At 66.9% G+C, this 14,952-nt stretch carries 15 protein-coding genes; 12 read left to right on the top strand and 3 right to left on the bottom strand.

Features of this window, described 5'->3' with window-relative positions:
• Positions 1-151: 151 nt before the first annotated feature.
• The gene (locus CLM74_RS18380; protein ID WP_025877305.1) at positions 152-751 is read right to left on the bottom strand and encodes a lipocalin family protein; all 600 of its coding nucleotides are present in this window, start codon (positions 749-751) and stop codon (positions 152-154) included.
• 126 nt (positions 752-877) lie between these two features.
• Between CLM74_RS18380 and CLM74_RS18375 the strand changes: the two genes are divergently transcribed.
• Together CLM74_RS18375 and CLM74_RS18370 are read left to right on the top strand one after the other, a co-directional pair.
• Positions 878-1,195, top strand: coding sequence for a hypothetical protein (locus tag CLM74_RS18375; protein ID WP_105164675.1), 318 nt, complete (start codon positions 878-880; stop codon positions 1,193-1,195).
• Between the two features lie 69 nt (positions 1,196-1,264).
• A complete protein-coding gene (locus CLM74_RS18370; protein ID WP_105164674.1) occupies positions 1,265-3,361 on the top strand; it encodes a prolyl oligopeptidase family serine peptidase in 2,097 nt (698 codons plus the stop codon).
• Between the two features lie 109 nt (positions 3,362-3,470).
• Here CLM74_RS18370 and CLM74_RS18365 read toward each other — a convergent pair whose 3' ends face one another.
• A complete protein-coding gene (locus CLM74_RS18365) occupies positions 3,471-4,655 on the bottom strand; it encodes a pyridoxal phosphate-dependent aminotransferase (RefSeq protein ID WP_199776056.1) in 1,185 nt (394 codons plus the stop codon).
• Between the two features lie 203 nt (positions 4,656-4,858).
• On the opposite strand from CLM74_RS18365, the gene CLM74_RS18360 reads away from it, so the two are divergent.
• The 9 genes from CLM74_RS18360 to hslU all read left to right on the top strand — a co-directional run bounded on the left by CLM74_RS18360 (position 4,859) and on the right by hslU (position 12,719).
• The gene (locus CLM74_RS18360) at positions 4,859-6,991 is read left to right on the top strand and encodes a S9 family peptidase (RefSeq protein WP_105164672.1); all 2,133 of its coding nucleotides are present in this window, start codon (positions 4,859-4,861) and stop codon (positions 6,989-6,991) included.
• A gap of 56 nt (positions 6,992-7,047) precedes the next feature.
• Positions 7,048-7,470: a YbaN family protein gene (locus CLM74_RS18355; RefSeq protein ID WP_032976551.1), complete on the top strand. Its 423-nt coding sequence runs from the start codon at positions 7,048-7,050 to the stop codon at positions 7,468-7,470.
• A 128-nt stretch (positions 7,471-7,598) separates the two neighbouring features.
• On the top strand, positions 7,599-7,838 hold the full coding sequence (locus tag CLM74_RS18350) for a lipoprotein (RefSeq protein WP_105164671.1): 240 nt from the start codon (positions 7,599-7,601) through the stop codon (positions 7,836-7,838).
• A complete protein-coding gene (gene dapF / locus CLM74_RS18345; RefSeq protein ID WP_033832253.1) occupies positions 7,831-8,682 on the top strand; it encodes a diaminopimelate epimerase in 852 nt (283 codons plus the stop codon). Before CLM74_RS18350 ends, dapF begins: the two co-directional genes overlap by 8 nt.
• Positions 8,679-9,353, top strand: a complete 675-nt coding sequence (locus CLM74_RS18340; protein ID WP_105164670.1) for a DUF484 family protein — start codon at positions 8,679-8,681, stop codon at positions 9,351-9,353. Before dapF ends, CLM74_RS18340 begins: the two co-directional genes overlap by 4 nt.
• A 16-nt stretch (positions 9,354-9,369) precedes the next feature.
• Positions 9,370-10,263 (top strand): tyrosine recombinase XerC, encoded by an 894-nt coding sequence (gene xerC, locus CLM74_RS18335; RefSeq protein WP_105164669.1) that lies wholly within the window; start codon positions 9,370-9,372, stop codon positions 10,261-10,263.
• Positions 10,264-10,439: 176 nt separating this feature from the next.
• Positions 10,440-10,640, top strand: a complete 201-nt coding sequence (locus CLM74_RS18330; protein ID WP_025877286.1) for a DUF3079 domain-containing protein — start codon at positions 10,440-10,442, stop codon at positions 10,638-10,640.
• A 74-nt stretch (positions 10,641-10,714) separates the two neighbouring features.
• Positions 10,715-11,266: an ATP-dependent protease subunit HslV gene (hslV, locus tag CLM74_RS18325; protein ID WP_105164668.1), complete on the top strand. Its 552-nt coding sequence runs from the start codon at positions 10,715-10,717 to the stop codon at positions 11,264-11,266.
• A gap of 76 nt (positions 11,267-11,342) precedes the next feature.
• Positions 11,343-12,719: an ATP-dependent protease ATPase subunit HslU gene (gene hslU, locus CLM74_RS18320; protein ID WP_025877282.1), complete on the top strand. Its 1,377-nt coding sequence runs from the start codon at positions 11,343-11,345 to the stop codon at positions 12,717-12,719.
• A gap of 164 nt (positions 12,720-12,883) precedes the next feature.
• On the opposite strand, the gene smeT is transcribed toward hslU, so the two are convergent.
• Positions 12,884-13,543 carry an efflux transporter SmeDEF transcriptional repressor SmeT gene (gene smeT / locus CLM74_RS18315; protein ID WP_025877280.1) on the bottom strand — a complete coding sequence of 220 codons (660 nt, stop codon included), beginning with the start codon at positions 13,541-13,543 and terminating at the stop codon, positions 12,884-12,886.
• Between the two features lie 226 nt (positions 13,544-13,769).
• Between smeT and smeD the strand changes: the two genes are divergently transcribed.
• Positions 13,770-14,951: a multidrug efflux RND transporter periplasmic adaptor subunit SmeD gene (gene smeD / locus CLM74_RS18310; protein ID WP_032976547.1), complete on the top strand. Its 1,182-nt coding sequence runs from the start codon at positions 13,770-13,772 to the stop codon at positions 14,949-14,951.
• Position 14,952: the final 1 nt, after the last annotated feature.

The following is a 14,952-nucleotide window of genomic DNA, read 5'->3' as shown; positions in this document are numbered from 1 at the left end:
TGCCGGGCGGCGCCCGGCATCGTTCAGGGTAGTGCCGGCCGCTGGCCGGCAACTTCATGTCTGGTAGTGCCGGCCGCTGGCCGGCAACCTCATGAACGCGGGAAGCACCCTGCAGTTGCCGGCCAGCGGCCGGCACTACCACCGTGTGCAGTCAACGCACGTTCGGTACTTCGTAGCCCAGCTTGCCCACCTGCTCGGCGTGCTGCGGCACGCGCTTGAGCTTGTCGGTGTTGACCCCGTACTCGTCGCGCAGGCGTTCGGCCAGGTCCTTGTACAGGGCCTTGTCCATGTCAGGCGTGCGGGCGAAGATCCAGGCCATCTCGCGGCCCGGGTAGCCGATCAGCGCCCAGGAATAGTCCGGTGCGACTTCCAGTACCCGCGAATGGGTCGGCACGACCCGGTAGAACCAGGTGCGCCAGCCGTGGTTGCCACTGTCGGGATCGACGCTGGCGCGCGCACGGATTTCCTGCAGCGGTTCACCGAAACCATCGCGGTAGCGATAGGTGATGGCGACCTTGTGGTCCTCGCGCAGCTCGTACTGGTTGACGCTGGCGACGTGGCCGCGCTCGATGAAGTTCGGCACGCGGCCGATCACGTACCAGGTCCCCATGAAGCGCTGCAGGTCGATCACCCCATCTGCAGAGGCTTCCGCGGCGCTGTTGCGGGACGACGGTGGGGAATTGGCAGCCACTGCCGGACCGCCCAGGGACAGGGCCAGCAACACAGCGCAGAGCGGGCGGATCGAGGTCATGCGGGAGCGGGCTCCAGTGGGCTTGCCCGCGCATGGTCACTGTGTGCACGCCATCCGTCAATGGTGTCGCAGCCGGTGAGAAGCCCCGCAGCCAAGCTGACCGGCATCGACCACCGGAGAATCCGCATGCGCACACGTCCCCGCCACCGCCCGCCAACTGAACGCGTCAGCGAACGCGCCGATCCGCGCCTGTTGCGGGTGGTGCCGCAGCTCGTCCTTGCTGGCCTGGCCGTGGTGCTGGTGTGGCCGGCCGCGCGCGGCAGCAGTGCCTGGCTGGGCTGGTTGCCGCTGTGGCTGGTCGGCATGCCGTTGGCGGCCTGGTGGGCACTGCTGCGCTGCCCGTTGCCAACGCTGGCCGCGCTCCGCTCGCTGCGACGCGACCATGGGCAGGCCCGGCGGCGCTCCCCCACACGTACGCGCAAGGCGCACACCGCCACGGCCTGACCTTCGACACGGGGGCGGCCCCGGTGATCCATGCTAGCGTTCCACGGCTAATGACTGCCTGGAGCTGCAATGTCACGATTCGCTTCCGCCTGCCTGCTGGCCGGCATGATGACCGCTGCCTCGGTGGGTACCGCCGTGGCCGCTGAAGACACCGACCGTTACGCTTGGCTGGAGGACGTCACCGGCGACAAGCCGTTGTCCTGGGTCAAGGAACAGAACGCCAAGTCCGAGGCGCGCCTGGCGCAGACCCCGGCCTTCAAGCAGATGGAGAGCAGCATCCGCGAGGTGCTCGACTCGGACGCCAAGATTCCCGGCGTGCAGAAGATCGGCGATTACTACTACAACTTCTGGAAGGACAAGCAGCACGAGCGCGGCCTGTGGCGTCGCACCACCCTGGCCGAGTACCGCAAGGCCTCGCCGACCTGGGAAACCGTGCTCGACCTGGATGCGCTGAACAAGGCCGAGAACGAAAACTGGGTCTGGCACGGCGCCGACTGCCTGCGTCCGGATTACAGCCGCTGCCTGATCGCGCTGTCGCGCGGCGGTGCCGACGCCGATGTCACCCGCGAGTTCGACCTGGCCAGCAAGAGCTGGATCAAGGACGGCTTCTTCCGTCCCGAATCGAAGGGCGGCCTGAGCTGGATCGACCGCGACACCGTGTTCGTCTACACCGATTTCGGCAGCGGCTCGATGACCACCTCCGGTTACCCGCGCGTGGCCAAGCTGTGGAAGCGTGGCACGCCTATGTCCGCCGCCAGCGTGGTCTACGAAGGCAAGCCGGAAGACATGTACATCGCGGCGATGCACGATGACACCCCGGGCTTCGAGCGCAACCTGGTCAGCCGTACGCTGGCCTTCTACAACAACGAGATCTACCTGCGCGGCGAGGATGGCAAGCTGACCAGGATCGATGCGCCGAACTCGGCCGAGAAGGGCCTGCACAAGCAGTGGCTGACCCTGGAACTGCGCGATCCGTGGACCGTGGGTGGCAAGACCTACGCCTCCGGCGCACTGCTGGTGACCAAGCTGGATGATTTCCTGGCCGGCAAGCGTGACTTCGAAGTGCTGTTCACCCCGACCGCGACCACCTCGCTGGCCAGTGCCTCGTGGACCAAGAACCACCTGGTGCTGAACGTGCTGGACGACGTCAAGAACCGCCTGTCGGTGCTGACTCCGACCGCCAAGGGCTGGCAGAAGAGCGATTTCGTCGGCGCGCCGGCCTTCGGCACCCTGGGCGTCAGTGCGGTCGACAGCAATGACAGCGATGCGGTGTGGCTGACCGCCACCGATTACCTGACCCCGACCACCCTGGCCATTGCCGACATTGGCAAGGCACCGGAAGTGCTCAAGACCATGCCGGCGTTCTTCGATGCCGACGGCAAAGTGATCGAGCAGCACTTCGCTACCAGCAAGGACGGTACCCGCGTGCCGTACTTCGTGGTGCACGACAAGGCGATGAAGCTCGACGGTTCCAATCCGACCCTGCTGTACGGCTACGGTGGGTTCGAGATTTCGCTGACCCCGTCGTACTCGGGTGGCATGGGCCGCGCCTGGCTGGAAAAGGGCGGCGTGTACGTGGTTGCCAACATCCGTGGTGGTGGCGAGTACGGCCCGCGCTGGCACCAGGCGGCGCTGAAGCAGAACCGTCACAAGGCCTATGAAGACATGGCTGCGGTTGCCCAGGACCTTGTTACCCGCAAGATCACTTCTGCCAAGCACCTGGGCGTGCAGGGCGGCAGCAACGGTGGCCTGCTCACCGGCAACATGCTGACCCAGTACCCGGAGCTGTTCGGTGCGGTGGTGGTGCAGGTTCCGCTGCTGGACATGAAGCGTTACAGCCACCTGCTGGCCGGCGCGTCGTGGATGGCCGAGTACGGCAACCCGGATACCAGCGACTGGGAGTTCATCAAGACCTTCTCGCCGTACCACCTGTTCGACGCGAAGAAGAGCTACCCGCCGGTGCTGTTCACCACCTCCACCCGCGATGACCGCGTGCATCCGGGCCACGCCCGCAAGATGGCCGCGAAGATGATCGAGGCCGGCAAGGACGTGACCTACTACGAGAACATCGAAGGCGGTCATGGCGGTGCAGCCAACAACGCGCAGGCCGCGCACATGTCCGCACTGGCCTACAGCTTCCTGTGGGAGCGGTTGGGCGGCAAGTAAGCAGAACGGAAAACGCCGCCCCAAGGCGGCGTTTTTCTTTTCCGGGTAGCGCCGGGCCATGCCCGGCGAGCGCGTCGCGCGGCAAAATTCCGCCGGGCACGGCCCGGCACTACCAGAATCGTTTCAACCCGCGCGCGATACGCTCCACCGCTTCCTGCAGCCGCGGCACTTCCTGGGTATAGGCCAGGCGTACGTGCTGGTTCGATCGATGGAAGCCGAAATCCAGGCCCGGGGTGAACGCCACATGTTCGGTTTCCAGGAAGTGCGCGCAGAACGCCTGCGCGTCATCGGTGAACGCGCTGACGTCGGCGTACAGGTAGAACGCCCCCTGCGGCTCCACTTCGATGCGGAAGCCCAGTTCGCGCAGGGCTGGCAGCAGGAAGTCGCGGCGCTGCTGGAAGGCCTGGCGGCGCTGCTCGAAGATCGCCATCGCCTCGTCGCTGAAACAGGCAAGGGCCGCGTGCTGGGCGATGCTCGAAGCGCTGATGTACAGGTTCTGCGCCAGCTTCTCCAGGTCGGGTACCGCCGCCGGTGGCGCCACCAGCCAGCCCAGTCGCCAGCCGGTCATGCCGAAGTACTTGGAGAAACTGTTCAGCACGAAGGCACTGTCATCCACCTGCAGCACGCTCGCTGCATCCAGGCCGTAGGTCAGGCCGTGATAGATCTCGTCGACCACCAGGTGGCCGCCGCGCGCATGCAGCGAAGCCGAGAGGGCCGCCAGTTCATCGGCTGACAGCACGGTGCCGGTGGGATTGGCCGGCGACGCCACCAACGCGCCGACGCTGTCGGCGTTCCAGTGCTGCTGCACCAGTGAAGGGGTCAACTGGTAGGCCGTTTCGGGGCCGACCGGAACGAGCTGCGCGCCGCCTTCCACCAGCCGCAGGAAGTGGCGGTTGCACGGATAACCGGGATCGGCCAGCAGCCAGTGGCGGCCGGGGTCGACCAGCAGGCTGCTGGCCAGCAGCAGCGCGCCGGAGCCGCCCGGCGTGACCAGGATGCGTTCGGGGTCGATATCCAGGCCGTAATGACTGAGATAGAAACCGCTGATCGCCTGGCGCAGGGCGGGCAGGCCGCGTGCGGCGGTGTAGCGGGTGTGCCCGGCGGCCAACGCCGCCTGGCCGGCACGCACGACCGGCTCGGCGGTGGTGAAGTCCGGTTCGCCGATCTCCAGATGGATCACATCGTGACCGGCCTGTTCCAGCGCCTGTGCGCGGGCCAGCAGGGACATCACATGGAAGGGAGCGATTTCGTGGCTGCGCCGGCTGTAGCCCGGCGTGTGGGGCAGGGTACTCATGCCCCACATGGTACGCCGGGTGTCCCGGTAGTGCCGGCCGCTGGCCGGCAACCTCGGGATGAACAGTCTGCTGCCGTTGCCGGCCAGCGGCCGGCACTACCTCCGCGCGTCCATGACGATCCGCAGGGTTGCCCGCAGCCCCCCTGCCACCCAGACTCAGGCGCAAGGACGCCATTGCATTGCCGATCAAGGAGCCTTATTTCATGAAATCCACTCTCTGCCTGTTGCTTGCGAGCCTGATGACCAGCACCGCTACCGCCGCCACCCCGCCCGTTCCGCCGGATGTTGAGAAGCGTCCGCACGTGGTCAAGGCGCCGTTCGGCGCGACCCGCAACGATGACTATTACTGGCTGCGCGACGACAAGCGCGAGGACAGGGCCATGCTGGCCTACCTGCAGGCCGAGAACGCCTACGCCGACCAGCTGCTGGCACCGCTGAAGCCGCTGGAGGATGCGCTGTACGGCGAGATCGTCGGCCGCATCAAGCAGGACGATGCCAGTGTGCCGGCGCGCGAGCGCGGCTACTGGTACTACAGCCGCTACGAAACCGGCCAGGACTATCCCATCCATGCGCGCCGCAAGGCCAGCATGGACGCGCCGGAAGAGGTCCTGCTCAACGTCAACACGATGGCTGCCGGCAAGGGCTATTTCAGCGTCGGCTCGATGGAGGTCAGCCAGGACAACCAGCTGCTGGCCTGGGCCGACGATGACGTGGGCCGCCGCCAGTACGTCATCCGCTTCAAGGACCTGCGCACCGGCGCGGTGCTGCCGGACACGATCACCGGCACCTCGGGCGACCTGGTCTGGGCCGACGACAACCGCACCGTGCTGTATGTCGAGAACGATCCGGAAACCCTGCTGACCGTGCGAGTGAAGAAGCACGTGCTGGGCACCCCGGCCAGCGCCGACACCGTCGTCTACGAAGAGAAGGACGACAGCTTCTACATGGGCATCGGCCGCACCCGCGACGATCGCTTCATCACCATCGGCGTGCACAGCACCGTGTCCTCCGAAGAGCGCTACGCGCCGGCCAGCGACCCGACCACGTTCACCGTGCTCGCCCCGCGCCAACGCGACGTGGAGTACGACGCCGACCACTACGATGGCCGCTGGGTGATCCGCACCAACGATGGTGCGAAGAACTTCAAGCTGGTGACCGCACCGACCGACGCCACCTCGCGTGCGCAGTGGAAGGATTGGATCGCCCATGACGATGCGGTGTTCATCGAAGGCTTCGAACTGTTCGATACCTACACCGCCATCGCCGAACGTTCCGAAGGCCTGGAGCGCATCCGCCTGCTGTTCAAGGACGGTCGCAACGACTACGTAAAGGCCGACGAACCGGCCTATTCGATGGGCCTGGGCGACAACACCGAGGCTGACACCACGTGGCTGCGCTACGTGTACACCTCGATGACCACGCCGACCACGGTGTACGAACTGAACACCGCCACCGGCGAGCGTCGCCAGCTGAAGCAGCAGCCGGTGATCGGCTATGACGCCTCGAAGTACGAGACCGACCGGGTGTGGATCACCGCGCGCGACGGGGTGAAGGTGCCGGTGTCGCTGGTCTATCGCAAGGGCTACAGGAAGGATGGCACCGGCGCGCTGTTCCAGTACGCCTACGGCAGCTACGGCATGTCGATGGACCCCTACTTCAACCAGACGGCGGTGAGCCTGCTCGACCGTGGCGTGGTGTACGCCATCGCCCACATCCGCGGTGGCCAGGAAATGGGTCGCGACTGGTACGAGAACGGCAAGCTGCTGCACAAGCAGAACACCTTCAACGACTTCATCGACGTCACCCGTGGCCTGGTGGCACAGGGCTGGGCCGCGAAGGACCGTGTCGCCGCGTCCGGTGGCAGCGCCGGTGGCCTGCTGATGGGCGCCATCGCCAACCAGGCGCCGCAGGACTACCGCGTGCTGGTGGCGCAGGTGCCTTTCGTGGACGTGGTCACCACCATGCTCGACCCGACCATCCCGCTGACCACCAACGAGTACGACGAGTGGGGTAACCCCGAGCAGAAGCCGTACTACGAGTACATGCTGTCCTACTCGCCCTACGACAACGTGAAAAAGCAGGCCTATCCGTCGCTGTTCGTGGGTACCGGCCTGTGGGATTCGCAGGTGCAGTACTGGGAACCGGCCAAGTGGGTGGCCAAGCTGCGTGATGACAACACCAGCACCTTCCCGATCCTGTTCCGCACCAACATGGAAGCCGGCCACGGCGGCAAGTCCGGGCGCTTCCAGCGTTACCGCGAACTGTCCGAGTCGTATGCATTCGTGCTGCAGCAGCTGGGCATCGAAACGCCCGCGGCCGGTGCTGCGACGGAATGACGCATCGTGGCGGCGGTGATATCGCCGCCGCCACCTGCGCTCGGTATCCTTGCGCGATGCGCCCGCCCGAACCGCCCGCCACCAAGGACCTGCCAACGCCCGCCCGGCCGGTGCGGTTCCGTTGGGCGTGGTGGCTGCTGGCCTATGCCAGCCTGGGCACCGGCATCGTCGGCATCTTCGTGCCGGGGCTGCCTACCACCGTATTCATCCTGATCTCGGCCTGGGCCGCCTCGCGCGGCTCCGAGCGCCTGCACGGCTGGCTGCTGCAGCACCCGCGCTTCGGCCCGGCCATCGCCAACTGGCAGGCACATGGTGCGGTGAGCCGCTACGGCAAATGGATGGCCACGATCACCATGGCGGTGTGCGCCGGCATCATGCTGTGGTGCGTGCCGGTGGCCTGGGTGAAGTGGTTCTCCATCGGCAGCATGACCGTGGTGGCGATCTGGCTGTGGACCCGGCCGCTGCCGCCGGCCGATTAATCTCTCCCGCCGGGCATGGCCCGGCGTTGCCACGGTGCCGGGTTGCGGTGGCGCCGGGCCATGCCCGGCGGATGCCTGACGCGGCACCCTGCACCAACCGCTCAGCCGCCAATGGCTATACTCGGGGCATGAACATCCCCCATCGCAATGTCATCCTGATTCCGCTGGCAGCGGCCTCGCTGCTGTTCCTCGCCGCATGCGGCAACAAGGGTCCGCTGGTGCTGCCGCAGAAGCCGGTGCCGGTGGAAGAAACCGTCGAACCGGCCGCTGATGTCGACGCCACGCCTGCTGCCACCCAGGCCCCGCGCGACGGCAGTCCGTCCGTCACTCCTGATCCGGCCAAGAAGATGGACGACGGGAATGAGTAAGGCCGGTACCAACGGTCTGCGCTTCAGCAAGATGCACGGCGCGGGCAACGATTTCGTAGTGATCGACCTGCGCGACGGCACCCCGCCGCCCACCCCGGAACTGGCCGCGCGCCTGGCCGACCGCCATACCGGCGTCGGCTGCGACCAGATCCTGACCATCGAGCCGCCGCGCGCCGAAGGCTCCGTCGCCTCTTACCGCATCTGGAACGCCGATGGTTCCAATTCCGAGCAGTGCGGCAACGGCGCGCGCTGCATCGCTGCCTGGCTGGTGCGCGAGGGTAGTGCGCAGGGCGACCGCTTCGTCATCGACAGCCCGCTGGCCAGCCACGCCGTGGATGTCCTCGGCGATGGCCAGTACGCGGTGGCGATGGGCGTGCCGTTGTTCGATCCGGCGCAGGTGCCGCTGATCGGCTTCGCCCACCCGCGTGAGGAGTACCTGCTGCCACTGCAGGGTGAGACCGTGCGCTTCGCGGCGGTGTCGATGGGCAATCCGCACGCGGTGATCGAAGTGGGCCTGGTCGACGCCGCACCGGTCGAGCGCGTGGGCGGACTGCTGCAGCAGCATGCCTCGTTCCCGAAGTCGGTGAACGTGGGCTTCGCCCAGGTAATGGGCCCGGAACATGTGCGCCTGCGCGTGTTCGAGCGCGGCGTCGGTGAAACCCTGGCCTGCGGCAGTGGCGCCTGCGCGGCGGCAGTGACCCTGATGCATCGCGGCCGCCTGCAGCGCGATGCGCGCATCAGCCTGCCTGGTGGCGACCTGCGCATCCAGTGGCCGGGCGATGGCCAGCCGGTGGTGATGGCGGGCCCGACCGCATTCGTCTTCGAAGGGGAGTGGATCGCATGACTGAGACCGTCGACAAGCTCGGTGCCCATGAAGTCGCCGCCTGGTTGCGGCGCCATCCGGGTTTCCTCAAGCAGTTCCCGGACCTGGCGCTGACCCTGGTGGTGCCACGCGATGACGGCCCGACCGCATCGCTGGCCAGCTACCAGCTGGAAGTGCTGCGCGAGAAGAACCGCGAGCTGGCGCGACGGTTGGCCGACCTGGGCGCGACCGCGCAGGTCAACGAGCGGTTGGCGGTGCGCACGCATCAGCTCACCCTGGCCCTGATGAAGCAGGACAACGCCGCCGACACGCTGCGCGCGATGGCGGCGTCACTGCAGGAAGATTTCGCCGGCGATCTGGTACGGCTGGTCGTGCATGCGCCGGTGGCGGGGCTGGAGCAGGCCGAGTGGCTGCAGGTGCTGGCTGCCGATGATGCGCAGCTGGGCCCGTTCCGCGACTGCCTGAAGGATGGTGAGCCGATCTGCGGCCGCCTGCACGGCGACAAGAACGCGGTGCTGTACGGCGCGCGCAGCGAGGAGGTGCAGACCACCGCGCTGCTGCCGCTGCCGGGTGTTGGCCTGATCGCGGTGGGCAGCCATGATCCGAACCGCTTCTATCCCGGCATGGGCACGCTGTTCCTGCGGATGATGGGTGAGGCCCTGGTGACCGGGCTCAAGCGCTTCGCGGATTGAGCGGGAAACGACGACGATGAGCGCGGTGCAGGCGTTCCTGCAGCACCTGCAGGTGGAGCGGCGGATGTCGGCGCATACGCTCGATGCCTATCGCCGCGACCTGGACGCGTTGTCGGTGTGGGCCGAACCCCGCGGGGGGGCCGTGGAGGCACTGGATGCAGACGCGGTGCGCCAGTTCGTTGCCGATGAACACCGCCGTGGCCTGTCGGCCAAAAGCCTGCAACGCCGGCTGTCGGCCTGCCGCAGCTTCTATGCCTGGCTGCTCAAGCATGGCCGCATCGAGGCCAGCCCGGCAGCGACACTGAAGGCGCCGCGTGCGCCGCGACGGCTGCCGCAGGTACTCGACGCCGATGAAGCCGTGCAGCTGGTTGAACTGGAGCCGGAAGGCGAGCTGGGTCGTCGTGACCGCGCATTGCTGGAACTGTTCTATTCCTCCGGCCTGCGCTTGAGCGAAGTCTGTGCGCTGACCTGGCGCGATCTGGATTTCGCCAGCGGCCTGGTCAACGTGATGGGCAAGGGCAACCGGCAACGTCGCGTCCCCTTCGGAAAGCCGGCACGCGAAGCGCTGCTGACCTGGCGCAGCGAAAGTGGCGGTGGTGGCGCCACACCGGTTTTCCCCGGCCGCAACGGGCCGATCAGCCAGCGCGCGGTGCAGATCCGCATCCGCCAGCTGGGGCAGCGCCAGGGCCTGTTCAAGCACGTGCACCCGCACATGCTGCGGCACAGTTTCGCCAGCCACATCCTGGAATCCTCCGGTGACCTGCGCGGTGTGCAGGAACTGCTCGGCCATGCCGACATCGCCACCACGCAGATCTACACCCACCTGGATTTCCAGCATCTGGCCAAGGTCTACGATGCGGCGCATCCGCGCGCGAAACGTCGCAAAGACCCGCCCGACTCGGGGGGGTAGCGCCGGGCCATGCCCGGCGGCTGTGCGATCCATGTGTCGTGTACGCGACGCCGCCCGCACTGCGCGCTCGCAGGGCATGGCCCGGCGCTACCGGAACGGCCGCCGCTTGATCTGGATCAGGGCGGGGCAGTGGTCGCCGATGCATCGTGGCCGCAGGCCACGAAGAGATGCCGACCATGGCAAAGCCCATTCCGCTGCGCCCCAAGCACCCCGAGCGCATCTGCTGGGGCTGCGACCGTTACTGCGCTGCCGACGCACTGGCCTGTGGCAACGGCTCGGGCCGCACCCAGCACCCGATCGAAACCCAGGGTGAAGACTGGTACGTGGCGTGGGGCATTGAACCCAATCCGGACCGGCCATCGCATGCCAAGCGCTGAACGGCAGCTATCGGTGCGGGCTTGATCGCTTCGGCGGCTGTCCCCATGTCCCGTGAACAGCTATCGGAGGCCGCATGGACCCCAGTCAGAATCCCACCGTTTTCCACGCCACCACCATCGTCTGCGTTCGTCGCGGCGAGCACGTGGCCATTGCCGGCGACGGCCAGGTCACCCTCGGCCACACGGTGATGAAGGGCAACGCACGCAAGGTCCGCCGCCTTGGCCGCGATGGCCAGGTACTGGCCGGCTTTGCCGGTGCCGCCGCCGATGCCTTCACCCTGTTCGAGCTGTTCGAAGCCAAGCTGGAAAAGCATGGCCAGCTGCAGCGTGCCGCGGTGGAACTGGCCAAGGATTGGCGCACCGAGCGCCGCCTCGGCAAGCTCGAAGCCCTGCTGGCGGTGGCCGACAGGGAAACCTCGCTGATCATCAGCGGCACCGGCGACGTGATCGAGCCGGAGGACGGCATCATCGCCATCGGTTCCGGTGGTTCGTATGCGCTGTCCGCTGCACGCGCGCTGATGGCGCACACCGAACTGGATGCACGCACCATCGCCAGCGAAGCGATCAACATCGCCGGTGACATCTGCATCTACACCAACCGCAACGTGGTGGTCGAGGAGTTGTGACGGGGAACCGTCACACGCATTCCTGATCCGCCGGGCATGGCCCGGCGCTACCGACAACGCATTCGTGAGCACACCCATGCCGCACAAGATCGAAGTTTCCTCCGCCACCATGACCCCGCGCGAGATCGTGCAGGAGCTGGACCGGCACATCGTCGGCCAGCACGACGCCAAGCGCGCGGTCGCCATCGCCCTGCGCAACCGCTGGCGCCGCATGCAGCTGCAGCCCGAGCTGCGCAACGAGGTCATGCCCAAGAACATCCTGATGATCGGCCCGACCGGCGTCGGCAAGACCGAGATTGCGCGCCGCCTGGCCACGCTGGCCAACGCGCCATTCGTCAAGGTCGAAGCGACCCGCTTCACCGAAGTCGGCTATGTCGGCAAGGATGTCGAGCAGATCATCCGTGACCTGGCCGATACCGCCGTCAAGCTGTACCGCGAGCAGGCCAAGGTGCGCGTGCGCACGCAGGCCGAAGAGCGCGCCGAAGACCGCATCCTCGATGCGCTGCTGCCGCGCCGCAGCGGTGGCATCGGCTTCGACCCGGAGGCTGCGCGCAACGAACCGTCGGCGCAGGACAACGAGACCCGCATCAAGTTCCGCAAGATGCTGCGCAACGGCGAGCTGGACGATCGCGAGATCGAGCTCGACCTGACCGCCAACGTCAGCATGGACATCATGACCCCGCCGGGCATGGAGGAAATGGGCCAGCAGCTGAAGTCGATGTTCGCCAACCTCGGTGGTGGCGCCAAGGCACACAAGCGCACGCTGACCATCAAGGCCGCGCGTCCGCTGCTGCAGGAGGAAGAGGCCGGCAAGCTGGTCAACGAGGACGACATCCGCACCGCCGCGATCGAGGCCTGTGAACAGCACGGCATCGTGTTCATCGACGAGATCGACAAGGTCGCCAAGCGGGGTGACAACGTGGGTGGCGGTGATGTCTCGCGCGAAGGCGTGCAGCGCGACCTGCTGCCGCTGGTGGAAGGTTCCAACGTATCCACCAAGTACGGCACGATCAAGACCGACCACATCCTGTTCATCGCATCGGGTGCGTTCCACCTGGCCAAGCCCAGCGACCTGATCCCGGAACTGCAGGGCCGCTTCCCGATCCGCGTGGAGCTGGGTGCGCTGAGCAAGGCTGATTTCGTGCGCATCCTGACCGAGCCGAAGGCTGCGCTGACCAAGCAGTACGAAGCGCTGCTGGCCACCGAAGGCGTCAAGGTCAGCTTCACCACCGATGCCATCGACCGCCTGGCCGAGATCGCCTTCCAGGTGAACGAGCGCCAGGAGAACATCGGTGCGCGCCGCCTGCATACCGTGCTGGAGCGCCTGCTGGATTCGCTCAGCTACGAAGCACCGGACCGCGATGGTGAAACCCTGGCCATCGACAGTGCCTATGTCGATGCGCACCTGGGTGAACTGGTGCAGGACCCGGACCTGAGCCGTTACATCCTGTAACCAGGAATGCGAAAAGGCCGCCGAAAGGCGGCCTTTTTCGTTATGCAGGGTCGGATCCCTCGCCATGGCGAGGGCTCCGACCCGTTACGTACTCGCCGGGCATGGCCCGGCGCTACCTTTGTGGCCGAATCTGCGGTAGCGCCGGGCCATGCCCGGCGGCGCCGTCACGCCTCCGGCAGCGGCTCGGGCACCGAACCCGGTACGAACACGCCTTCCTTCACGTAGGCGGCCAGGGTCATGTCCAGCGCCAGCATGCCGTCGCGCTTGAGGTCCATCAGGTCCGGTTCGACCATCGCCCCGTGCAGCACGCCGAGCACGGTGGCGTGCAGCATGCGCGCGGCGATCTTCGGGTCGGCGCCGTCGCGCAGCTGACCCAGGTCCTGGGCACGGCGCAGGGCGCGTTCCATCCGGTCCAGGGCATCGCGGAAACCGCTCTGCTGCAGTTCGGTCAGCACCCTGGTGTCGGCCGAGGCATCGCTGCGCAGCATGATCTCCATGGTCTTGCGCAGGCGCTCGTCCTCGGACAGCTCGATGAACGAGTGGATCATCACCGCGCGCAGGTCATGCACCGGCGTGTCGCGCTGGTCGGTGGAGGTGCGCTCCAGCTCCTGCATGAAGGGCAGGTGCACCCGCTCGACGATCGCGGTCAGCACCTCGCCCTTGTTCTTGAAATGCCAGTACACGGCGCCGCGGGTGTAGCCGGCGCGGGCACCGATCATCTCCAGCGTGGTCCGGGCCACGCCGTGTTCGTGGAAACAGGCTTCGGCGGCATCCAGGATGCCTTCGCGGGTTGCCTGGGTGTCCTCTTTGGTTTTGCGGGCCATGAGCGGGTACGAGTGCGGGTGAAACGTGGCTGAATTGTACCGCTTTACAAACAAACACGCATGTATGTATATTTCCGTCCCATCATTCCCGTCGTGTGCGTGGCAGGCCTGTCCTGGCTCCCACTTCAGGCGGGTGGGCGCTGTTCGCGCGGTCTTACTCCTGCAAAAGGAGGGCCCGTCGTATCAGCACCTGCTGAGATCCCTCCCTTCAAGAGCCATTCCCATCATGTTGCTGAGCCGAATCCGACCCTTCGCGTTGTCGCTGGCGATCGCTGCCACCGTCGCTGCCTGCGGCGGCCAACCCCAGGCGCCCGAACAGGGGCCGGGCCAGGTCAGCGTGGTCACGCTGAAGTCCGAGACCGTCGGGCTGACCCGTGAGCTGCCGGGCCGCACCAACGCCTTCCTGGTGGCCGAAGTGCGCCCGCAGGTCAACGGCATCGTCGCCAAGCGCCTGTTCACCGAGGGTGGGATGGTCAAGGCCGGCGAGCCGCTGTACCAGATCGAGGACGCCAGCTACCGCGCCCAGGCCAACAGTGCGCGTGCACAGCTGGCCCGCGCCGAAGCCACCGCCAATGCGGCGCGGCTGAGCGCCAAGCGCATCACCGAACTGGCCAAGGTCGACGCGGTCAGCCAGCAGGATCTGGAAAACGCCGTGGCCGCGCAGAAGCAGGCAGAGGCCGATGTCGGCGCCGCCAAGGCCTCACTGGATGCCGCCAACGTGACCCTCGGCTATGCGCGCATCACCGCGCCGATCAGCGGCCGCATCGGCAAGTCCAGCGTCACCCAGGGCGCGCTGGTCAGCGCCGGCCAGGCCACGGCGCTGGCAACCGTGCAGCAGCTGGACCCGATCTACGTCGACCTGACCCAGTCCTCGGCCGAGCTGCTGCAGCTGCGCCGCGAACTGGCCGCCGGCCGCCTGCAGGACAACCAGCAGACGCCGGTCAGCATCCTGATGGAAGACGGCAGCACCTTCGAACACAAGGGCACGCTGGAGTTCTCCGAAGTCAGCGTCGATCCGGCCACCGGCAGCTTCGCGCTGCGGGTCAGGGTCGACAACCCCGATGGCCTGCTGATGCCGGGCATGTACGTGCGCGCGGTGATCGGCGGCGGTGTGCGCAGCGATGCGGTGCTGGTGCCGATGCAGGGCATCGCCCGCGATCCGAAGGGCGATACCAGTGCAATGGTGGTCGGCAAGGACAACAAGGTCGAAGTGCGCCCGGTCAAGGTCAGCCGCACCGTCGGCGACAAGTGGCTGGTCGAGGACGGCCTGAAGGCCGGCGACAAGGTCATCGTCGAAGGCCTGCAGAAGATCGGCCCGGGCATGCCCGTGAATGCCACCGAACAGGGCGCCGCCCCGGCCAAGCCGGCCGCCGCCCAACCTGCAGCTGCGGCCGCAGGTGCGAAGTAAG

The sequence above is a fragment of the Stenotrophomonas sp. MYb57 genome, assembly GCF_002966815.1.
Taxonomy (GTDB): domain Bacteria; phylum Pseudomonadota; class Gammaproteobacteria; order Xanthomonadales; family Xanthomonadaceae; genus Stenotrophomonas; species Stenotrophomonas indicatrix.
This window is presented reverse-complemented; position numbering and strand designations above follow the sequence as displayed.